The 22,207-nt window shown below is 45.1% G+C and carries 18 protein-coding genes and 1 tRNA gene; 13 read left to right on the top strand and 6 right to left on the bottom strand.

Annotated elements, in window-relative coordinates:
• Positions 1 to 8 precede the first annotated feature (8 nt).
• From LZ23_RS01565 to LZ23_RS25265, 3 genes are read left to right on the top strand one after another with little or no spacing between them, the layout of a single operon-like run.
• Positions 9 to 1,694 carry an ATP-binding cassette domain-containing protein gene (locus LZ23_RS01565; protein WP_045210967.1) on the top strand — a complete coding sequence of 562 codons (1,686 nt, stop codon included), beginning with the start codon at positions 9 to 11 and terminating at the stop codon, positions 1,692 to 1,694.
• Between the two features lie 9 nt (positions 1,695 to 1,703).
• Positions 1,704 to 3,005, top strand: a complete 1,302-nt coding sequence (locus LZ23_RS01560) for an HlyD family type I secretion periplasmic adaptor subunit (protein WP_045210966.1) — start codon at positions 1,704 to 1,706, stop codon at positions 3,003 to 3,005.
• 47 nt (positions 3,006 to 3,052) lie between these two features.
• The gene (locus LZ23_RS25265; protein WP_052507023.1) at positions 3,053 to 4,753 is read left to right on the top strand and encodes an HD family phosphohydrolase; all 1,701 of its coding nucleotides are present in this window, start codon (positions 3,053 to 3,055) and stop codon (positions 4,751 to 4,753) included.
• Between the two features lie 471 nt (positions 4,754 to 5,224).
• Here LZ23_RS25265 and LZ23_RS01550 read toward each other — a convergent pair.
• The 4 genes from LZ23_RS01550 to LZ23_RS01535 all read right to left on the bottom strand — a co-directional run bounded on the left by LZ23_RS01550 (position 5,225) and on the right by LZ23_RS01535 (position 8,393).
• Positions 5,225 to 5,300, bottom strand: a tRNA-Asn gene (locus LZ23_RS01550).
• 105 nt (positions 5,301 to 5,405) lie between these two features.
• Positions 5,406 to 6,260: a glycine betaine ABC transporter substrate-binding protein gene (locus tag LZ23_RS01545; RefSeq protein ID WP_052507022.1), complete on the bottom strand. Its 855-nt coding sequence runs from the start codon at positions 6,258 to 6,260 to the stop codon at positions 5,406 to 5,408.
• Between the two features lie 109 nt (positions 6,261 to 6,369).
• The gene (locus LZ23_RS01540) at positions 6,370 to 7,203 is read right to left on the bottom strand and encodes an ABC transporter permease (RefSeq protein WP_045210964.1); all 834 of its coding nucleotides are present in this window, start codon (positions 7,201 to 7,203) and stop codon (positions 6,370 to 6,372) included.
• Positions 7,200 to 8,393, bottom strand: a complete 1,194-nt coding sequence (locus LZ23_RS01535; RefSeq protein ID WP_045210963.1) for a quaternary amine ABC transporter ATP-binding protein — start codon at positions 8,391 to 8,393, stop codon at positions 7,200 to 7,202. Before LZ23_RS01535 ends, LZ23_RS01540 begins: the two co-directional genes overlap by 4 nt.
• An 846-nt stretch (positions 8,394 to 9,239) precedes the next feature.
• Here LZ23_RS01535 and lysS point away from each other — a divergent pair.
• The 9 genes from lysS (at position 9,240) to LZ23_RS01490 (ending at position 19,137) form a co-directional block, all read left to right on the top strand.
• Positions 9,240 to 10,751: a lysine--tRNA ligase gene (gene lysS, locus LZ23_RS01530; RefSeq protein WP_045210961.1), complete on the top strand. Its 1,512-nt coding sequence runs from the start codon at positions 9,240 to 9,242 to the stop codon at positions 10,749 to 10,751.
• On the top strand, positions 10,751 to 11,980 hold the full coding sequence (locus LZ23_RS01525) for a lipoprotein-releasing ABC transporter permease subunit (protein WP_045210959.1): 1,230 nt from the start codon (positions 10,751 to 10,753) through the stop codon (positions 11,978 to 11,980). Before lysS ends, LZ23_RS01525 begins: the two co-directional genes overlap by 1 nt.
• Positions 11,973 to 12,677, top strand: a complete 705-nt coding sequence (locus LZ23_RS01520) for an ABC transporter ATP-binding protein (RefSeq protein ID WP_045210958.1) — start codon at positions 11,973 to 11,975, stop codon at positions 12,675 to 12,677. The genes LZ23_RS01525 and LZ23_RS01520 overlap by 8 nt, the downstream gene beginning before the upstream one ends.
• On the top strand, positions 12,667 to 15,345 hold the full coding sequence (gene bamA, locus LZ23_RS01515) for an outer membrane protein assembly factor BamA (RefSeq protein ID WP_052507021.1): 2,679 nt from the start codon (positions 12,667 to 12,669) through the stop codon (positions 15,343 to 15,345). Before LZ23_RS01520 ends, bamA begins: the two co-directional genes overlap by 11 nt.
• A gap of 142 nt (positions 15,346 to 15,487) precedes the next feature.
• Positions 15,488 to 16,006, top strand: a complete 519-nt coding sequence (locus LZ23_RS01510; protein ID WP_045210956.1) for an OmpH/Skp family outer membrane protein — start codon at positions 15,488 to 15,490, stop codon at positions 16,004 to 16,006.
• Positions 16,007 to 16,015: 9 nt separating this feature from the next.
• Positions 16,016 to 17,050: a UDP-3-O-(3-hydroxymyristoyl)glucosamine N-acyltransferase gene (gene lpxD / locus LZ23_RS01505; RefSeq protein ID WP_045210955.1), complete on the top strand. Its 1,035-nt coding sequence runs from the start codon at positions 16,016 to 16,018 to the stop codon at positions 17,048 to 17,050.
• The gene (gene fabZ / locus LZ23_RS01500; protein WP_232300353.1) at positions 17,047 to 17,511 is read left to right on the top strand and encodes a 3-hydroxyacyl-ACP dehydratase FabZ; all 465 of its coding nucleotides are present in this window, start codon (positions 17,047 to 17,049) and stop codon (positions 17,509 to 17,511) included. The genes lpxD and fabZ overlap by 4 nt, the downstream gene beginning before the upstream one ends.
• Entirely contained in the window at positions 17,511 to 18,323 is an 813-nt protein-coding gene (gene lpxA, locus LZ23_RS01495) for an acyl-ACP--UDP-N-acetylglucosamine O-acyltransferase (RefSeq protein WP_045210953.1), read from the top strand. Before fabZ ends, lpxA begins: the two co-directional genes overlap by 1 nt.
• Positions 18,310 to 19,137: an LpxI family protein gene (locus tag LZ23_RS01490; protein WP_045210951.1), complete on the top strand. Its 828-nt coding sequence runs from the start codon at positions 18,310 to 18,312 to the stop codon at positions 19,135 to 19,137. Before lpxA ends, LZ23_RS01490 begins: the two co-directional genes overlap by 14 nt.
• Positions 19,138 to 19,145: 8 nt before the next feature.
• Here LZ23_RS01490 and LZ23_RS22105 read toward each other — a convergent pair whose 3' ends face one another.
• On the bottom strand, positions 19,146 to 19,886 hold the full coding sequence (locus LZ23_RS22105) for a MerR family transcriptional regulator (RefSeq protein ID WP_052507020.1): 741 nt from the start codon (positions 19,884 to 19,886) through the stop codon (positions 19,146 to 19,148).
• Between the two features lie 370 nt (positions 19,887 to 20,256).
• Between LZ23_RS22105 and LZ23_RS01480 the strand changes: the two genes are divergently transcribed.
• Positions 20,257 to 20,637, top strand: a complete 381-nt coding sequence (locus tag LZ23_RS01480) for a flagellar basal body rod C-terminal domain-containing protein (RefSeq protein WP_045210950.1) — start codon at positions 20,257 to 20,259, stop codon at positions 20,635 to 20,637.
• Between the two features lie 114 nt (positions 20,638 to 20,751).
• Here the strand turns inward: LZ23_RS01480 and LZ23_RS01475 are convergent, their stop codons facing one another.
• Positions 20,752 to 22,152: a sigma-54-dependent transcriptional regulator gene (locus LZ23_RS01475; RefSeq protein WP_045210948.1), complete on the bottom strand. Its 1,401-nt coding sequence runs from the start codon at positions 22,150 to 22,152 to the stop codon at positions 20,752 to 20,754.
• Positions 22,153 to 22,207: the final 55 nt, after the last annotated feature.

Here is a 22,207-nt window from a genome sequence, read left to right as displayed (position 1 = left end):
GCAAAACAATGAAGCAATTACTTTCCCGCCTGTTCACAAAACCTGAGGTCTGCGCACAGCTTATTGCTGTTTCTTTTTTTATCAATATCCTGACCCTTGCTGCTCCTTTTTTCTTTATACTGGTTTTTAACCGCTACCTGACAGGCGGAGTGGACGGGACGCTAATCACCCTCACCATTGGCATGCTCATGGCCATTGTGATCCAGTATGCTTTCAGGTCCATCCGAACCAGACTGGCCGGAGAGGTGGGGCTACAGCCTGAAGAATCTGTGACTAAAACCGTGCTGGATGTCCTGGGAAAAACCAGAATGCAGGTCTTCAGCCAGGTAAAAAAGGCTGCGTTGATTCGTGCTGTGAGCAGTGTGCATACCCTTCAGGGAGCTTACAGTGCACCCAATGTAAACTCTGTGCTGGATATGCCTTATTCCTTTTTATTTATTCTGGTTATTTTTCTTTTGAATTTTCAGCTGGGCCTTGTGGCTCTAAGTGGTGCATTATTCACTATGGCTTCATCGTGGGTAACCATGCATGGCGCTTCAGAGTCTATGAAGGTTCTGCAGCATGAGGCTTCGGAAAACCAGGCACTTGTCAATGCTGCAGTTAATGAGCCTGAAACCATGCGAGCCTTTAATGGAATGGCCTGGTACACTTCACCGTGGATACAGCAGATGAAGGCCATGGCTGTCCTGAGAAAATTCAGCGCTCATAATGAAGATGTATCACAAGCCAGGCTCATGGCCATAGGTCTTATATCCAGAACTTTTATCATAGCCTTTGGTGCCAGACAGGTGCTGCTTGGTGAACTTACCATCGGGGCATTAATCGGTATAAGTATACTATCTTCGATTCCATTAACCATCCTGGCCAGGTTTGTTCGCACCTGGTCACAGCTTCAAAGAGCGGAAGATGCGGAAAGGATACTCGGGCAGTTCCTGAAGATGCCTATGGAACGGCTTAGCGGGTCTGCCCTGAAAAAATATTCAGGTGGACTGAGCATCAAAGGTGTCAGCTTCCATTACCCTGGAGACAAAAATCCTGTTTTTTCCGGTCTGACCCTGCATGTTGCTGCAGGAAGTTTTACAGGAATAACAGGGTTCAATGGTTCAGGAAAAAGCACTGTGGCCAAAACATTGGCTGGACTGCTGGAACCATCCAAGGGGCAAGTATTGATTGATGGTCTTGATCTCAGCCAGGTCTCCATTGAATGGTGGAGAAAGCAGATCGTTTATTTGCCTCAGGAACCTGGTTTTTTTCCAGGCAGTATCAAGAAAAATATTCTGGCAGCCAACCCTGATCTTAAAAATGACCAATTTAATGACATACTGCATCTAACAGGGTTGCGCAGATTTTTGGATCTGCATCCCAAAGGTCTTGAGCTGGAAATTGATGAAACCGGAAGGCCCCTTCCCCTGGGAATAAGACGCAGGATTGCACTGGCCAGGGCCATGACAACCAGCGGCCAGCTTGTAATTCTTGATGAACCGGCTGAGGGGCTTGACGTTGAGGGATGGAAGATGGTTAATTCCTGTATCAGAAAGTTCAGGCAGCAAAATAAAACTCTTGTAATTTTTACCAGCGATCCCAGACTGCTTGTGAGCACAGAGATAATCATAGATCTGGGCACCAAACCTGAGCCAACATTGGTCAAAGGAACAGGGCCTGGAAGTGCTGAGGGTGGTGCGATTGAAAGGTAAGGCTGTAAAATGGACAATACATTTATTGAAAATTTAGAGCGGAAAACCAGAGCAGGAAGAAGCTCCAAGCTGCTTTTTCTAACTTTGAGCCTGTTCTGTGTTGCATTTGTGCTGTGGAGTGCCATTGGCAGATTAGATATCGTGAGTATGGCTGAAGGACATGTGATTCCCAGCACCAGGGTCAGAACTGTCCAGCATCTTGAGGGCGGTATAGTTCGTGAAATACTGGTCAGGGAAGGGCAGGTAGTCACCACGGGACAGCCACTTATTATTCTTGAACAGATTGTCAGCGATGCTTTTTTTGAAGAGGTTCAGTCCAGGATTACAGCTTTGCGCTTAGATTTGAACAGGCTTGAAGCATTGAGACAAGGCTTTGATACTCCTGCCTACCCTGAAGATTTGCTCTTAGATCATCCTGATCTGGTTGAACGTTCCATGTCTCATTTCATGGCTGTCAAAGATGCATTTCACAGTAATGCTGTTAGTCAGAGTGAATTAATTCGCCAGAGAGAACATCAGGTCAGAGAAATTGTTACTCGCAGGGAAAATGCCCGCCACAATCTCACACTGCTGCAGGAACAAATAGCTTTGAGCCAGGAACTTCTTGATGAGCAGCTGACTACAAGGTATAAGCATCTTGCATATCTTCGCGAGGAATCGGCCTTGAAAAGCAGGATTGAGGAAGATGGCGCACTGCTTGAAGCTGCCAGGGCGGCTTTGAGTGAAGCCAGGGCCAATCTTCAGAAAATCCGGACAGCTCATCATAAAGATATTGAAGACCAGCTGAAAAAAACCAGGCAGGACCTGGAGGAAATCATGCAAAGGCAGCGCAGGCATGCGGACAGCTTAGACAGAACTGTGCTGCGTTCACCTGTTGAAGGGGTAATCAAGACCCTGCACGTCACAACTGTTGGGGGAGTTATTCGTTCCGGTATGGATGTAGCTGAGATTGTGCCGGCTGGAGACAAACTTGTTGTTGAAGCCATGCTTCCAGTAGGCGATATCGGGTATGTGCATGAAGGACAGGAAGCTACTGTTCGCTTAGCTTCAAGGGAGAGCATCATGTTTGGCAAGCTGAATGGCAAGGTGGTTCATGTTGCTCCCGACACCACTGTGACTCCTGAGGGGCGGGCCTTTTATGCTGTACGCATACAGACTGAAAAAGACCGGTTTGCGCATAAAGACATGGAATACCGCCTCTATCCCGGGATGATCATGCAAGTTGCCATTCATACCGGTTCCAGGACTGTACTACAGTATATTCTGGACCCATTAATGGGAACCATGAGCGGGGTTCTCCAGGAAAGATAATGCTCCATTAATGAACACCCTCCATATTACCAGTAGAGGAGATATAAATGCAGAAGGCGCGAATTAGCGGGATTATCGATAACCTGAACCGGATTGCTTTGAGTTTGGAATCACAAGGTAGTGCCCCGGAAGATCTTGGGAGGGATTTACAATATTACGGTAATGAACTTAAAAGCCTGCTATCTGATCAGGTTTCATTTTTTAAAAAATTGACCACCATTGGTCTGTCATTATCAAAGGAAAAAAATATCAGCGATATTCTGGAGAGAATTCTCAAATCTTCAAGAGATCTAACCGGTGCAGACGGTGGAAGTCTTTACCTTGCTGACTGGGAGAAAAAGGTGCTGACTTTTGAAATTGTGCAAAATCAGGCCATGAATATTTCACTTAGAGCTGATAAGTTTTCCATGGACAAGTTTGCCCCTGTTCCCTTGTATCATGATAACCAGCAGCCCAATACAAAAAATGTTTCTTCATATGTGGCACTTAAGGGTGAAAAGGTGAATATCCCTGATGTTTACCAGGCTGAGGGTTTTGATTTCAGTGGAACCAGAGCTTATGATCAGAAGTCAGGCTACAGGTCAAAGTCCATGCTGGTCATTCCCATGCAAAATCACGAAGACAAGATTATTGGAGTATTGCAGCTGATTAACGCTATTGATCCGGAGACAGGTGCAATAGTGCCTTTTACAAATGATGCCGAAGAAATAGTAGGAGCTTTGGCATCTCAGGCTGCTGTGGTGCTGACCAAAACTCAGCTTATTCAGGAGCTTGAAAACCTTTTTGACGCATTTATTAAAAGCATTGCCTGCGCTATAGATGGTAAGTCCTATCACACAGGCAGGCATGTTGACCGGGTTGTTGAACTGGCCCTGACCATTGCCAGAGCAATTAACGAGACCCAGGAAGGCCCCCTGGCAAAGATTACCTTTTCAGGCGATGAGCTTGATGAGCTACGAGTTGCTTCATGGCTGCATGATGTGGGCAAGATTGCCACCCCGGAATATATTCTGGACAAAAGGTTCAAGCTTGAAAGTATCTGGGATAAGGGTGAGCTGATAAAATCAAGATTTTCATATATTGCCTTGTGCATGGAGAATGAATTTTTAAGGCAGAATATAACCAAAGATGAGAGCAAATTAGACAGTTCAGAGCTTGAAAAGAAAAAGCAGCTTCTTATGGAAGAAATGCAGTTTGTTCTTGAGTGTAACAGTACTGGAAGATTCATTACTGACGATGAAATCCACAAGCTCCAGAAAATTGCCTCCAAAAGCTATACCTGCAACGGACAGCAATTTCCATATATTACACCCGATGAGCTTGATCTTCTATCCATTCGCAAAGGCAACCTCAGCCCTGTAGAAAGACAGGCCATTGAGAACCATGCACTAATCACCAGAAAAATATTGGAACAGCTTCCATTCCCGAAAAAACTTTCCAGAGTTGCAGACATTGCTTCCATGCACCACGAACGAATAGACGGCTCAGGATATCCTCTGGGGCTTAAGGATGATGAAATTTTATTTCAGGCCAAAATAGTTGCTGTAGCTGATGTGTTTGAAGCTCTAACCGCCAGGGACAGACCATACAAGAAACCCATACCTCTTACCAAAGCCCTGCAAATTCTGGAATTTATGAAAAAAGACCGTCACCTTGACTCTGATATTGTGGACTTCTTCATAGAAAATAGAATCTATGAAAACTATGAAACCCATTACCTCAAGCAAGCGCCAAATAATGAAGGGTGATATTGTTTAACAAGCAGCTTGAGGCTTAAGAGTTAAACGTGCCTCACCCGGGCGGCCAGGGACTGAACTTGTGGGTAACTAAAAATCAGCCTTAGCACGAGATTGCTTCGCTTCGCTCGCAACAAGGATTGCCGCGCTCGAAGACTCGCTCGCAATGACACCTGAGATGTCAGGGAAGTGGTTTCTGAAAACCTGTCACCCACAAGTGAGCCTAAGCGACCGAAGCAATCTGTATGGTAAAATCATAATGCTCTGAATTTATTGCTAATTTGGTTTTAGTTACTTAGAAGTGCCTCACCCAGACAGACCTAGACCGAACTTGTGAGTAACTTTAAGACTCTGTCATTTTTCTGAAAATTGGGACGGTCCCCGCGAGGTACTATTTAAGTTTTTCAAAAAGAAAGGCCCGGACAAATGTCCGGGCCTTTCTTTTTGAGTATTTTTTTCAGCCTGAATAGCTGAATTATGTACTGGCTCCCCGGGACGGACTTGAACCGCCAACCTAGTGGTTAACAGCCACCCGCTCTGCCGATTGAGCTACCGGGGAACATTGGTTAATCCCTTGCAGAAAGACATATTTGCCCCTGCAAGAGAAGAGTACTTATGTCACCTTAAATGACAAGTCAATACTTTTTTGTTTAATTTATAATTTTTATCTTCCAAGCCATTCATTAACCAGATCAGGATTATCATTCATGAATTTTTTGGCACTTTCATAAGGGTCAGCACCTCTTTCCTGATTCATAACCATTACTTCAGCCATTTGTCCCTGAGTCCAGTAAAAGTTATCCAAGAAACTGTAAACCTCAGGCATATCCTGTTCAAGGCCTGTGCGAACGACTGTAGCTATATGCTCTTCTTCTCCGTAAACTCCCTGAGGATCTTCAAGGTACTTGAGGTCCCAGCGGCCAAACTTCCAGTGCGGGGACCATCCGGTTACAGCAACCCACTGATTGTTGTTAACGGCATCCTGAAGGGCTGCAGCCATGGTTGCCCCGCTTCCTTCTACTAATTCAAAATTAGTCAAACCATAATTAACAATTACTTCCTCAGTCAGACCCATGATTCCAGCACCTGGATCAATGCCTACAATACGATTGTTAAACTTATCAGCGTGATCGTTCATTTCCTGGATACTTGAAATGGTTACGTATTCAGGTACAACAAGGCCAATTTTAGCACCATGTGCTAATGGACCTAAGTTTTCCACCTGACCCTCAAGCTGTTCATAGTAAGTTGCGTGAGTTACAGGCAGCCAGGCAGTAACCATGGCATCAGCATCACCAGTTGCAAGTGCCTGCCACATGGCAGCAGCGCCTACAGGCAGAACTTCTACATTGTAACCCAGTTTTTCCTGCAGAATTGCCTGTGCCAGGTAAGTACTGGCAACAGCGCAGTCCCATTCAACATATGTCATGGTAACAGTGCCTTTGGCTTCAGCTTTGGCGGGGCTAAAGCATAAAATTAGTGCCAGCATTGAAAATAAAAGTAATCCTTTCTTAAACATAAAAAGCCTCCTTGGTTATTTTGGTTAGGTTAATAGATTTACATTTGTGTAACTCTTTGGGCACTTCAGTACATATGCCAAAGTATACACGGTTAATTGTTGTGAATAGTTACTGTTTGGCAAGTTTCTGCAAAACTCTATCCAGGATAATGGCCACAATAACAATGCCTATGCCTGCTTCAAAGCCGGCTCCAGGCTGAAGGCGCTGGATAGCCCTCCAGACTTCACCTCCCAAACCACGGGCCCCGATCATGGCCGCAATAACAACCATGGACAGCGCCAGCATAATGGTCTGGTTCACTCCACCCATAATCGTAGTTTTGGCAAGAGGGAGCTGAATTTTAAAAAGTTTCTGCCACCGGTCAGCACCAAAAGCATCAGCGCACTCCACAAGTTCTTTGGGGACCTGTTTTATACCCAGAGTTGTAAATCTTATGGCTGGGGGCATGGAAAAAATAACTGTGGCAAATATTGCTGCAACCCGGCCCAGCCCGAAAAAGGGAATAGCCGGAATAAGATAGACAAAGGCTGGAAGGGTCTGCATAAAATCCAGTATGGGGCGAACAACTCTAAAGGCATTATTATTTAGCGCACAGAATATGCCAATGGGTATGCCAATGGATATTGCTATGAGTGTTGCCACGAGAACCAGAGATATTGTACTTACTGTAGCTGACCACAAACCCAGGTTCCAGATGAGCCCGAGCCCGAGAAAGGTAAAAACTGTTACCCCTCTTTGTCTGGTGAGGTAAAATACCAGAGCAGTTATGATAATGATCATAAGAATAGGATGAACAGCCATCATAGCGGTTTCCATAACCCTGATGCCCTGATCCGCTACAGCTGAAAATGCCTTGGTGGCAAATGCCAGATTGTTTACCAGAAAATCCAGTACGGATTCTATCATATCTCCCAAAGGGATTCTTGGAAGTTGAAAACTCATATATCTCCTCCCCGCTCAGCTATGGCCGCCATAAGCAGGCCTTTGACAATGATGCCTTTGAGCTTGTTATTTTCATCGACAACAGCAACAGGATATGAAATCCCCTGCATGACAGCAAAAAGGTCTGAAGCAGGAGTTTCGGGGGTAACTGTCTGAATATCTTTATTAATGACTGGTTCCAGGCTTTTCTCGCCCTTTTCGATAAGTTTGGCGACCTCATCGGCAAAGACAATGCCTTTAATTATATTGCTCTTATCAAGAACAAAAAGAGATGCTATGGCATTGTTTTTCATTTTGCGCATTGCAGCTCTCGGCCCGTCAGTTCCTATATAGGCTACATCCTGAGACTTTTTCATTATAGATTCAGCAGTTAAGACCTTGGTGATATCCACTTCTTCCACAAACTTGGCTACATAGTCATTGGAAGGTTTGGTAAGGATGTCTTCAGGTGTGCCTATCTGGACAACCGCGCCGTCCTTCATGAGAACGATGCGATCACCCAGTTTGAGAGCTTCATCAAGATCATGGCTGATAAATACTATGGTTTTGCGCATAGTCTGCTGCAGGGATATAAGTTCGTCCTGCATGTCACGCCTGATCAAAGGGTCGAGTGCGCTGAAAGCCTCATCCATTAGCAAAATGTCGGGATCAAGGGCCAGGGCACGAGCGAGTCCAACTCTTTGCTGCATCCCTCCAGATAATTCAGAAGGATATTTTTCTCCCCAGCCTCCAAGACCTACGAGCTCAAGAGACTTTTCTGACTTTTTGCGCCTGACGGTTTGGTCAGCGCCTTGAATTTCAAGACCAAATTCCACATTATGAATAACAGTTCTGTGAGGAAACAGAGCAAAGTTCTGAAAAACCATACCGAATTTTTCTCTTCTGAACTGGCGCAACTGTTCCTTGTTCAGCTTCCTCACATCCTGTCCATCCACAATAACTTCACCTGCAGTGGGCTCAAAGAGTCTGTTGATACACCTGACAAGAGTAGACTTTCCACTGCCTGACAAGCCCATAACAACAACAATTTCTCCCTCTTCAACATGAAAGGAGGCTTTGTTGACGCCAACCACGCATCCGGTTTTGGCCTGTATCTCATCCTTGTTCTTGCCTTGTTCCAGCATGCTTAGAGCTTTCTTGGGATGATCCCCAAATATTTTACATACATTCTTCAATTGGATTTTTTCCATAAATCAACCTGTGCTTGCTCGGGTTTTAGTAAAAATCAGCAGCAAAAAAGACTTGTGAATGTGCTCAGGCCAGCGCATGGACGAGCCTTTTTTTGAAGCCTGAAAATAATGAACAATCGTAACAGCTTAAAATTGTGCATGTGGATGAGAGCAGATACCTCAGGGACTAGCTTGTCTCAAGAATGACAATCTTGAAACATCGGTTGATGGTCAAGCGTGGCTATGAGTATCTGCCCCCTGCTTTCCTTAAAAAAGAGTAAACTGTTACGAACAATCAATTCCATCGAATGACAATCATTGTACATTTCTATCAGATAACGAAATATTGTCAAGAGCTTATTCTAAATTATATAAAATTTTACTTATGGAAGGGATGATGAACTCTTGCTCAGTCCATATTTTTCAGACAGATAGCAATATTGCCTTAATGATTGCTCAATACATCAGAACATGCCCGGACATCATGCTTTATACTGCGTCTGCCATGGCTTTAGAAATCCTGAATATGCTCCGACATACGAAAGTCAAATATGGCTACATATGGCTTTTCTAACTGTGTCCTATTCTTGACGTTCTTAACAAAATTTAATAGTTGAGTATGTTTACCTGAATGTCAGGCTGGTTTTTAACTGCAGTTGGAAATTGCTGCAGAGACAAATTTTAATGCGGCCTTTGCCCACAACCCAACTGAAACAAGTGTCGTCCAGCTAAGGGTATACCTGGATTTGTCAGGCTGAAGGCTTAGGGCTGAAGGGTGAAGAATTTGGAGCTTAGACATTTATGCTCTTGTATAGGATTGAAGTGTTAAATTACTAAGAATATCAGACAATATTAAGGAACCCCAAGTTGAACAAACAGAAACAAAACGAGCCAAGCGAAAGTCAGGTTATTCAGCATAGACGGCAAAAGGCCGAATTTCTTACAGAGAACCAGGTTCCTCTTTTTCCTAATGATTTTCGCAAGGATACTGATATAGAGCTCATAATAGAAAATTTTGGGCAGCGCAGCGCAGAAGAACTTGAAGAATGTTCAGAAAATTTCAGTGTGGCCGGGCGTATCATGGCTTTGCGATCTTTTGGAAAGGTCACCTTCATTCATATTCAGGACCATACAGAAAGAATTCAGGTTTTTGTTCAGCGCGATGTGCTGGGCAGGGAGCAGTATCAACTGTTTAAGAAATTTGATATTGGTGATATAGCCGGGGTCAGGGGCGGACTTTTCAGAACCAAAACCGGGGAACTGACCATCAAGGCAGAATATCTCCAGCTATTGTCCAAATCCTTTCGCCCTCTGCCGGAAAAGTATCATGGACTGAAAGATGTGGAAACCAGGTACAGGCAAAGATATGTTGATCTGCTGGTCAATCCCGGGGCCAGAAGGATATTCACTGTCCGGACCAGGATAATCCGCCACATCAGAAATTTTCTGGACTCCAAAGGTTTTATGGAGGTTGAAACCCCCATGATGCAGGCCATACCAGGTGGAGCTACTGCCAAGCCTTTCAAGACTCATCATAACGCCTTAGACATGCGTCTCTATCTTAGAGTAGCCCCTGAGCTTTACCTGAAAAGGCTGCTGGTGGGAGGTTTTGAAAAAGTTTATGAGATCAACCGCAACTTCCGCAATGAAGGCATCTCCACCCAGCACAACCCTGAATTTACCATGCTGGAGTTTTACTGGGCTTATTCCGACTTCAAGGACCTGATGGTTCTTACTGAGGAGATGTTTTCCACCCTGGCGCAAAGCATGTTTAACACTACGATCATTACCTACCAGAACAATCAGATTGATCTTACCCCGCCCTGGACCAAGATGTCCTTTTACGAATCTCTGGAAACCATTGGCGGCTTAAGCAGTGAAATCTATAAGGACAAGGAAAAGGCAGGAGCTCTGGTTAAAAAGCTCGGGGAAAATGTCCAGACCGGAGAGAAACTGGGTAAAATCCAGGCCAAGCTGTTTGATATCCTGGTAGAGCCAAAATTAGTGCAGCCTCATTTTATCTATCATTACCCAACTGATATCTCGCCCTTGTCGCGTAAAAATGAAGATGATCCAACGGTAACCGACAGGTTTGAGCTTTTTATTACCGGCCGGGAGATTGCCAATGCTTTTTCAGAACTCAATGATCCTGTTGATCAGAAAGAAAGATTTGAAGAACAGGTGAGGGAAAAAGAAGCAGGAGATGATGAGGCGCACTTTATGGACGAGGATTACGTCAGAGCTCTGGAGTACGCCATGCCCCCGGCAGGTGGGCAGGGTATCGGTATTGACCGTCTGGTCATGCTTTTTACTGATTCATCATCCATTCGAGAAGTTATTCTTTTTCCTCTGCTGCGCCCTGAGGTAACAGGTTCCTGATGAGTTTTGAGCTGTTTATCGCCCTGAGATACCTGAGGGCCAAAAGAAAACAGGCCTTTATTTCGGTCATATCCCTGATTTCCATCCTGGGAGTTGCGCTGGGTGTCGCATCTTTGATTATCGTCCTTGGCGTGATGAATGGCTTCAGCCAGAACTTACGCGACAAAATCCTTGGAATTAACGCCCATGTTATTGCAGGTCACTATACAGGCGGGATTTCTGAGTATGCAGAGCTGGCCAGGGAAATTTCCGGCATTCAAGGGGTTAGAGGGGCAGCCCCTTTTATTTATACGGAAGTCATGCTCAGTGCACCGGGGGGAGTAAAGGGAGTTGTGCTCAGGGGTATTGACCCTGAAAGCGCATCTGATGTACTTGGACTGGATCGAGAGATGGTTGTGGGCAGTATTGACCGGCTCCAGGATAATGAGGACTTTCAAGGAATAATAATCGGGCATGAGCTTGCTTCAGGACTCGGGGTTGCTACCGGAGATCAGGTCAATCTGCTTTCTCCTTCAGGTACAGGTTCAGCCGCAGGATTCACACCACAGGTGAGTATTTTTCAGGTGCGAGGAATATTCAGAACCGGAATGTATGAATATGACAGCTCGTTTGCCTATACCTCCATCAGCGCAGCCCAGGAAATACTCGGAGCGCGTCAGGACAGAGTTACGGGGCTGGAAATTCGTGTCCACAATGTGGACCGGGCTCATGAAGTTGCTCAGAGAATTGAAGACTATCTTGGTGGTTATCCTTTCTACGTCCGCAACTGGATGGAGATGAATCAGAACCTCTTTGCGGCTCTGAAGCTTGAAAAAATAGCCATGGGCATAATCCTGGTAATGATTGTTCTGGTTGGATCATTCAGCATAGTAACCGCACTGGTCATGCTGGTCATGGAAAAAACCCGGGATATTGCTGTGCTTATGTCCATGGGGGCAACAAGATCTGTTATCCGCAGGATATTTACCATACTGGGTATGATGATCGGCATTGTAGGCACTGCATCAGGTTTCTTCTTTGGTTTGGGCATAAGTTATTTATTGAAGGAATATCAGTTTATTCGTTTGCCTGCAGATGTCTATTACCTTGACCATCTTCCAGTGCTGCATCAGACCTTAGATCTGGTAACCATTGCGGTGGCGGCTTTGTTTTTGTGCTTTCTGGCTACCATATACCCGGCCCGCAAAGCATCAAACCTGAATCCTGCAGATGCGCTGCGGTATGACTGATGCGGAGCGAATTATTTTGAGTACCCATGCCTACAAGCTGGACAATGTCTGCAAAACTTTTATACAGGCTTCCGAGTCCATTGACGTTCTTAAGAATGTGGACTTGACCATAGATTCCGGAGACTCTATTGCCATACTTGGTGCTTCAGGGTCAGGTAAAAGTACTTTGCTGCACATCCTCGGTGCTCTGGACAACGTTACTTCAGGCAAGGTGTTTTTTGGTGACGTGGATCTCACAATAGCTTCACCGGAGCAGAAGGCTGCACTGAGAAGGGAACATATAAGTTTTATTTTTCAGTTCCATCACCTGCTTCCGGAGTTCACTACTATTGAAAACGTAGCCATGCCAGTTATGCTGAGTGGAATGGATAAGAAGCAGGCCGCTGGATTGGCGGAAAATGCTCTGGAGCAGGTAGGTTTGAAGGATAGAATCCATCATAACGTCACTACTTTATCCGGGGGTGAGAGCCAGCGCGCAGCTATTGCCAGGGCTGTCATGACTAAGCCCAGGGTGCTTCTTGCAGATGAACCAACAGGAAATCTTGATCAGAACAAGGGACAGGAGATTGGAAGTCTGCTTCTTAAACTCAATCAGGAACTTGATATGACCTTGGTGGTTGTGACTCACAACTTAGAGCTTGCTTCAAGCATGAACCTCAACTACGAACTTAAAGCAGGTAAACTAAATGCTTTATAAAAAAAACTTACATGCATTGGCTACAGGCGTAATCAGTCTTTTTATTTTTACAGCATTCGTGCTGATTCTTCCAGGCAAATCCTCAGCTTCTGACAGTGTCGCAGTTCTCCCTTTTGAAATCAATGCTCCGTCTGATTTTGACTACCTTGATACCGGGCTTCCCACCATGCTTATGAATGCTTTGTCTGATCGGGGAATTAATACAGCTGATTTTGAGCGTCTTACAAGTATCATTGCCAGAGATGAAATCAGACATCTTGATATTCAGTCTTCAGCAAGGCTGGCTCTAACCGTGGAAAGCAGATATGCTGTCTATGGGAGCTTCAGCCTGGTGGATGAGTTTATCAGCTTAGATGCGCGACTTGTTGACGGGTTTGGCGAAAAGGAGACAGTACCATTTTATATTGTCAAGCAGGGGGTGATCAATATCCTGCCTGCTGTGGAGGATCTGGCTGATCGGATCCAGCAGGAGCTGATCAGGGAGGATCGCATAGCCTCCATTGATGTTCAGGGCGTCAGGACACTTGATCCGGATGTTATATTGATCCGGCTCAGGGTGCAGGAAGGAGATATTTTTGATCCCGCAATCCTTAATGACGAGCTGAGAAGGATCTTTGAGCTTGGATATTTCGATGATGTCCGATTTGAGGTCAATGATACTCCTCAAGGCAAAGAACTGATGATTATCGTGGAAGAAAAACCTCTTATTCAAAATATTAATATTCAGGGTGCAGAAAAAATTAGAGAAAAGGATGTGCGGGAAGCTCTGACTACAAGAACAGGGTCTGTGGTAAATCCGGGGATAATCAGTCAGGACCTGGCCAGGATCAGGGAGCTTTATCGAGGTAAGGGCTATTACAACGCCAGCGTGGATTATGTTGTAGCTTCTGTTGATGATCGAAGAGCCAACCTCAATATTCGTATTGACGAAGGTAACCGCCTGTTTATTCAGGGCATCGAAATACTGGGCGCAGAAAATATCAGTCAGCGTGAATTGCGCAAAGAAATGGCCACCAAGAGGCGCGGCCCGTTTTCATGGCTAACCGGACGCGGCGTATTGCGCGAAGAGTTGTTAGACCGAGATGCGGCTGCCATTGAAGCTCACTATGCCAACCAGGGCTTTATTGATGCCAGGGTTGGACAACCTCAAGTTGATTTTCAGGAAGACGGCATATACCTTACTTTTTTTGTGGAAGAAGGCCCCAGATACAGAACAGGTGAAGTCCACTTTGCAGGAGACCTCCTGGTCAGCATTGATGAGCTGTTTGAGGTTATTCAAATGGATGATCTTTCAGCGAGTGAAGATTATTTCAACCGCTCCATCATGCGTGAAGACATGAACAGTCTTGCTGATTTTTATACTGACTTCGGCTATGCGTTTGCTGACGCTGATGTGGAGATGGATATTGATCGGGAAAACAGGCTGGTCAATGTTACATATTATTTGGAAAAAAATCGCAAGATATATATTCGCAGAGTCAGCATAGAAGGCAACCACAGAACAAGAGACAACGTTATCCGCAGAGAAATGCGGCTTTCAGACGGAGATCTATTCAGCGGAACGCATTTGCGCCGTTCCAATGAAAGGCTGAATCGGTTAGACTTTTTTGAATCAGTAGAGATTGAACCAGTGCAGACTGCCAGCCCGGATGAAATTGATCTTGTGGTCAGGGTCCAGGAGCAGCCAACCGGCATTCTCTCCGCCGGTGCCGGCTACTCATCCTATGACCGTATTTTTTTCACAGGCATGATTCAGCAGCGCAACCTTTTTGGAAAGGCCTATGACTTAAGTTTTTCAGGGTCATTTGGCAGAAGGACGACCAGCTTTGATCTCGGGTTCTGGAATCCTTACTTCAGGGACAGCAACCTTGGGCTGGGAACAAATCTATACTGGATTGATGATGAATTTTTTACTTATGACAAGGAGACCAGGGGCGGCAGGTTGCGTTTTTCATACCCCCTTGGAGAATATACAACATTGTTCTGGCATTACCGGTTAGACAAGTATACTATCAGTAACCTGTCCAGCAGAGCACACCGGGATATAGTTGATCTTGAAGGCGATAACTGGTCCAGTGCTGCTTATGTCGCAGCCACACGGGATACTACTGACCGGCGCATCAACCCAACCAGAGGTACGATCAACACACTTTCTGCTGAATATGCAGGCGGTATTATTGGTGGAGATGATAATTTTATCAAATATGTCTACAGAACAGATTATTACCGTCCTCTTTTCTGGCGGACTGTATTTCACTGGAGGGCTCAGGCTGGCTATATTATGAAAAATACCAGTGAGGACATACCAAACTTTGAACTCTTTGCCCTTGGTGGAATCAATAGTGTGCGTGGTTATTCTGCCAGAAAGATTGCTCCAAGATATGAAGACAATGAGGTAAAAGGCGGAGATAAACACTTTTTTACCAACTTTGAAATCATCTTCCCACTTAACGAAGAACTGGGGCTCATGGGAGTGACTTTCTTTGATGCAGGTGAAGTCTGGGATAAAGGTGAGAAAGTAGACTTTGATCTTTATAAAAGCATTGGGGCTGGAATACGCTGGTATTCACCATTAGGGCCTTTAAGGGTTGAGTATGGTTACGGTCTGGACAGACTTTATGGCAAAAGAGAAAGTAAGGTTGAGTTCAGTATGGGGCATATTTTTTAGGGTGAAAACTGAAGACTGAAGGCTGAAGGCTGGAGGCTGAAGGCTGAAGGTGGAAAACGCAGAACATCTGGTTTTCATGTTATTGATGGCAGGGATTAAAGAATAAGACACTAAATTCTCAATGTACGAGGAGTATTAACAGATGAGAAAAACAATCATTATTTTATCAGCCATGCTGCTTCTGTTTTGTAATGCTGCGGCAGCAGAAAAGTTTGCATATGTGGAAGTGCAAAGAGTGCTTGAAACATCCAAGCCGGGTGAAGAAGCTCTAAATAAGCTGTCCAAAAGGTTTGAGGATATGCGGGCAGAGCTTGACCAGGAGCGGGCAAAGCTTGAAGAAATGCGTGAAGAAATGGAAAAACAAAGTCTGGTGCTTAGTCAGGACGCTCAGGAGGACCTTGAAACCGAGCTTCGCCGCAAAGTAAGAGAGTTCCAGGAAATGTTTCAGGGTTACCAGGCAAGAATGCAGCAGGAAGAGCAGGCACTGTCGGATCCCATCATAGATTTGCTCTTTGATGTCATAAATGAATACGGTGCAGCCAACAACTATACTATGATTTTTGATGCTCAGGGCAGCGGCATCATTTATGCCAGTGATGCCTTAAATTTGACCGATACTCTTATTGAAGAGCTGAATAAAGCCTGGGAAGCAAAAAATTAAGGTTCAACAATGCTGCTATCTGAAATCGCATCTCAATTAGGCTTGGAGCTGACAGGCCAGGATATGGAGATTAAAGGGGTCAGCACTCTGGAAGAGGCAGGCCCGGATCAGATTTCTTTTCTGGCCAACCCCAAATATATCCCCATGCTCAAGACTACTCGGGCAGGTTGCGTACTGGTTGAACCTGAACACGCTCACAAAGTAAAGATTGCCTTGATCAGCCAGAATCCTTATCTGGATTTCGCAAGAGTTATGCAGATATTTGCCGTACCCCAGGGCTTTGCTCAGGATGCCAGAGATGCTGCCTGTATACATCCGTCTGCTAATATTCATGCTTCAGCAAATATTCATCCCATGGCTTTTATTGGTTCCGGGGCGAGTATTGGCTCAGGTACGCTTGTTTTTCCTTTTGTGTACATTGGCGAGAATGTTTCTGTGGGCAGCGATTGTGTGATTTATCCCAACGTAAGTATAATGGCAGGATGCTCCATTGGAGACAGGGTTATAGTTCATTCCGGAGCTGTTATTGGCTCTGACGGTTTTGGATTTGTGGAAACACCCCAGGGCAGAAAAAAAATACCTCAGCTTGGTAATGTTGTTATTGAAAATGATGTAGAGATAGGGGCCAACACCACTATTGACAGAGCAACTCTTGGCAGAACAGTTATTGGACAGGGGGTGAAAATTGATAACCTTGTGCAGGTGGCGCACAATGTCCAGGTGGGTGAGCATAGCGTTCTGGTCTCTCAGGTTGGCATCTCAGGAAGCTCCATACTGGAAGATCACGTTATCTTAGGGGGCCAGGCAGGTGTTGCTGGGCACCTGAAAATTGGTCGAAAGTCCCGTGTTGCTGCCAAGTCCGGGGTGGGCAAGGATATTCCCCCGGAAACAGATTGTGGAGGGATACCGGCCATGAATCATACCACTTTTTTAAAAAATGCCGTGCTAATGCCCAAACTTCCTCAGGCATTTAAGCGCATTAAACAGTTAGAAAATCAGATGAAGGCTATGCAGGAACAACTCAAACAAGGAGAAAGCAAGTGAAGCCTCCAGTGCAGGGAGAGATTGTAAGTAAGGATATACTGGACCTTTTGCCCCACCGCTATCCTTTTTTGCTGGTGGACAGGGTGCTTGACTTTGAGCCTTTTAAATTTATCAGGGCCGTAAAAAATATAACCTTGAACGAACCTCATTTTCAGGGGCACTTCCCCATGTATCCGGTTATGCCTGGTGTTCTTATCCTGGAATCCATGGCCCAAACCGGCGGGATTATGGTCATAAAAAGCATCAAGGATAAAATGGATGGTAAAATTTTTCTTTTTGCCGGTCTGGATAAAGTCAGATTTCGACGTCCTGTGTTTCCAGGCGATCAGTTGATAATCGAAGTGGAGTACGGACAGCACAAAATGAATTTATGGAAAATGGAGGCTAAAGCCTTTGTTGAAGATAAAGTGGCTGCTCAAGGTATATTTTCAGCAGCAATTGTTGACAGGGAAGATGGCTGATGGGAAGTCATATTCATCCAACAGCCATTATTGATCCAGATTGCAGGCTGGGTGATAACGTTGATATTGGACCGTACGTTATTATTGAAGGCAACACCATGCTGGGTGATGGAACCCGGGTGGATGCTTTTGCCCAAATTAAAAATTATACTTCTCTGGGAAAAAACAATCATATTTACTCCTATGCCTGTATTGGAGAGGGGCCCCAGGATATAAAATATCAGGGTGAAGAAACCTGGCTTAAAATCGGGGATAACAACAAAATTCGGGAGTACAGCACTCTAAACCGCGGTACCCCCGGGGGTACGGGAGTCACCACCATAGGTTCCAATTGTTTTCTGATGGCTTACTGCCACGTCGCCCATGATTGTGTTCTTGAAGACCACGTTATCATGGCCAATGGGGCTACGCTGGCCGGTCATGTTCATCTCGGCCGCAATGCGGTTATTGGCGGGTTATGCGCTGTACATCAGTTTGTGCGTATCGGTGAATTTGCATTTATAGGTGGAAAAAGCGGAGTTGCCCAGGACGTACCTCCTTATATTCTTGCTGCAGGCGAACGTGCCAGAACTTATGGACCCAACCTTATCGGCATGCGCAGGGCAGGGTTTCATCGCAAGGAAATAGCAGCGATAAAAAAGGCCTTTCATATCATCTGGGCCAACGGCGCAAAGAGATCAGAAGCTCTTGAAAAAATTCGACAGGAGTGCTCGGGATTTCAAGCTATAGACAAGTTCGTGCAATTTATTGAATCAACTTCACGCGGTATTATCTCAAAGGAGCGTTCTGAGGAAAATAATGCCGAAGGATAATACTCTTGGCATTGTAGCAGGAGGAGGGCAATTTCCATTTATTGTTGCAAAAGGTGCTCTTGACAAGGGGATGCGGGTGGCCGTTATCGGGTTTGATAATGATACAGATCCGGCCATCAGTGAACTTGCTCATGCCATGAAATGGATTAAGCTGGGACAGCTTGGCAGACTTATATCCTTTATGCGTGATCAGCATGTGCGGGAAATAGTTTTTGCCGGACCTGTAAACAAGCCAAGAGCCCTGAGCCTGCGTCCTGATATGAAAGCACTCAAGCTGCTATTCAAATTATCCAGCCGCAATGACAACGCTCTACTCACAGCAGTCATCAATGAACTGGAGGCAGAAGGATTCAAAGTTGTTTCCGCTCTGCAATATACCCCGCAACTGCAAGCACCCGCCGGCAACCTCACTAAGCGCAAGCCTGATGATAGAGAGTGGGAGGATATTCATTTTGGATGGCCCATTGTTAGACAGATTGGAGCCTTAGACATCGGACAGTGCATTGTGGTCAGAGAAAAAGCCGTAATAGCGGTGGAGGCCATTGAGGGCACAGACGCGACCATACTGCGTGCAGGATCATTGATAAAAGAAGGTTTCACTGTAATCAAAACATTCAAGCCTGATCAGGATAATCGCATTGACCTGCCTGCCATGGGGCTCGCAACCATTGAAACCATGATAAAGGCAGGTGCGCGCTGTCTGGCCTATGAAGCTGGTAAGAGTCTTTTTTTTGATCGTGATAAGGCTGCAAGGCTGGCTGATAAGCATAAAATTACAATAGTGGGACTTGCTGAGGATTTCAAGCCATTATGACGTTGGCATCATGGTATATGGTTTTCGGGAATATCAGGAACAGGTGTATCTTCTCGTGATTGCGCACTGTCAGGATTATTGCCCTGCTGCCATTTTGAATTTGAAGTCTGAAGCAAAGCCCTTTTGGTCCAGAACTGGCATTTAAGCAGTTCTTTTTTCAGCAGGTTCAGTTCTTCATGTAACTTGTCTTCCAACTGCTTTTGCTGCTGATCAAGCATTGTCAGCCTCTTTTCCATGGCATCAAGTCGTTCATGGAAATTTTTTTCAGAAAGGTTATTTCTGGCTTTCTGCTGCTGACGCCATACAATCTGCAATCCTTTTTTTAATTTGCTGTAACCTTCACGCATCTGCATAATTTCCAGGCGTATTCCTCTTTCCAACTGCAGGCTTCTGGACATCCTGTCCAGAGCACCGGCCTGTGTGGACAAAATATTCTGGTACATGCTCGTCGACATGTTGGAATTCGAGGGAACTGGCAGATTATCTGACCCTTGCTGAAAGACATTTGCGGATTTATGTGGATATTTGCTGGACAGCATGTGCTCAATGTGCTGGCGAGGTACTTTTTGACGCATTGCCTGTGCAATATCCTGAAAGATTTGCAAAGATTCAGGTTTGAAGCGCTTCATTCTGCCTGATCCTACAGAGGGCAAAAAATGTTCGTACTGGTCTCGGTAATAACGAATGTTGCTTTCAGGGAGTTTAAGTCTTCGCGCAATTTCTTTTATGGACAAAAGCTCATGTGACATAAAAATATCCGTATATGATCAATGATTATAAAATACTGCCGACTTTCTGGAACATTGACAGCTCAGCTCTGTTGGAAATCTATTCTGAGAAAAAAATCTTTACTTGCCACAATTTGTAATTAGATTTATCCTTGAAAGCAATGTTAATGTACGGTGACCTTTTAAAATATTTGGAACACTATAAGGCCTATGCATTAAGGATGGGGGATGGCTGTCACGTGTATCTCCTGCCTCAAAACAAGATTTTGGAGGTTACCTGATTATTGCCTGAGTAGGTTCTGGAGTGCCTGCCACTATTTTCTTTAAAATGGGATAGACTGGCACACATATTTAACAGTAAAAAACTACCCTTCAGACCAGGGAGGTAGAAATGTCAATAGCAGTAAGTGCTGGAGCCATGAGTTCTTTTGGGTTGTCCCAGAATATAACTGCTCATAATGTGGCCAATATCAACACTGACGAGTTCAAGTCTCAACGGTTAGATCTTGAAACCGGACCTCAGGGTCAAGGGGTGCGACCGGCTCAGATAGTTGAAGATCAAAGCATGGGTCCTCTTGTGCAGCGTCAGCAGGCTGTAGAAAATGAACAGGGGCTAATGGTACAGCAGGAAGTTGCGGTTGAGGCCAGCAATACAGATCTGGCAAGAGAAATTACCGGGATGATCCGTGATGAACGGGCTTTTGAAAGCAATGCGCAAGCAATCCGTTCGCAGGAAAATCTAATAGGCGTTTTTCTTGATAAGACAGTCTGACTTCCGCACCCTGTCTTACGACTTCTGCCCCCTGACTTCTGACTTCTGACTTCTGATGTCTGTTCTCTGATCTCTGACTTCTGACCTCAAACCTCTGCCCTAATCGGCATCTTTTCATGGTCTGTAGCTATCCGGATCAATATCAAGCCTTTTGACGATCTTCTGTAAAGCCACCCTGCTCAGGCCTGCTGTCTTGGCCGCCTGAGAAATATTGCCGTTGGTCCTGGAAAAAACTTCCCGCACATAACTTTCAGTAAACTCGTTTATTACTCTGTTCTTTGCATCAGAATACAATTCAGGCCCATACTCTAAGCAGACCACCGAACCTGGACTCTTAGAATGTTCCTTGTTGTCCACTGCATTTAAGGTATCTATATTTATTTCCGGACCGGAAGAAAAAACAACCATCCTGCGGATGAAATTTTGCAGTTCACGAACATTACCCGGCCAGTCACGCCGGGAAAGAGCTTCCATGACATCTCCAGACAGTTTTTTGGGTTCCCCTCCAAGTTCTGAAGCCACCTGGCGATTAAAATGATGCACAATCAGAGGGATATCTTCTTTAATCTCCCGCAATGAAGGTGTAGAGACTGTGACAACATTGAGTCTGTAAAAAAGATCCTCTCTGAAACTCTTTTCCCTGATTTTTTCTTCAAGGTCCTGGTTGGTTGTAGACAGGATGCGGACATCAACCCTGATGTTTTTGCTGCTTCCGAGAGGTCTGACTTCCTGCTCCTGCAGAGCACGCAAAAGTTTGGTCTGGATACTCACAGGAATATCGGCAATCTCATCAAGCAGCAGACTGGAACGGTCTGCCTCAATAAAAAGACCTTTATGATCCTTGAGGGCACCGGTAAATGAGCCTTTTTTATGGCCAAACAGTTCACTTTCCAGAAGATGCTCAGGAATGGCCGGACAGTTAATAGTAACAAGAGGTTTATGTTTTCTTTTACTCAGCCCGTGGATGGCTCTGGCCACAAGCTCCTTTCCCGTACCAGATTCTCCCCGGATAAGAACAGAATAATCTGTCTGAGCCAGTGATTGAATGGTCTCATATAACCTCTGCATGGGCTGACTTTGTCCCACAAAATCTTCAAACACTGACTGTTGGGAGATTTGCTGCTTGAGGCACATATTTTCACGGATTAAAGAATTTCTTTCAATACCTTTCTTAATATTTCTTACCAGGTCGGGTATGTCAAAAGGTTTGGTAATAAAATCATATGCTCCCATTTTGATGGCCTGTACAGCGATTTCAATACTGCCGTAAGCGGTCATCATAATCACAGTAGATCCTGGATCAACCTGCAAAACACGTTCAAGAAGCTCAATGCCATCCATTTCCGGCATGCGCACGTCCATTAAAATAAGATCCATGGTATTATGACGTACATACTCCAGAGAGCTGACAGGATTGGAGAAAACTGTGACGTTGCATTGTTTCAGCTCATAGGGAAGGATTCTCTTCAAACCTTCAAGCATATCCTTTTCATCATCAACTATCATTATTTTCATATTAATTACCGTCGGGTTAGCGCTGTGTGTTAACCTTGCTGCAGCCTGTCTGAAT

This window comes from Desulfonatronovibrio magnus (genome assembly GCF_000934755.1).
Lineage (GTDB): Bacteria > Desulfobacterota > Desulfovibrionia > Desulfovibrionales > Desulfonatronovibrionaceae > Desulfonatronovibrio > Desulfonatronovibrio magnus.
The sequence above is the reverse complement of the archived record's forward strand: the minus strand, read 5'-3'. Positions and strand labels throughout refer to the sequence as shown.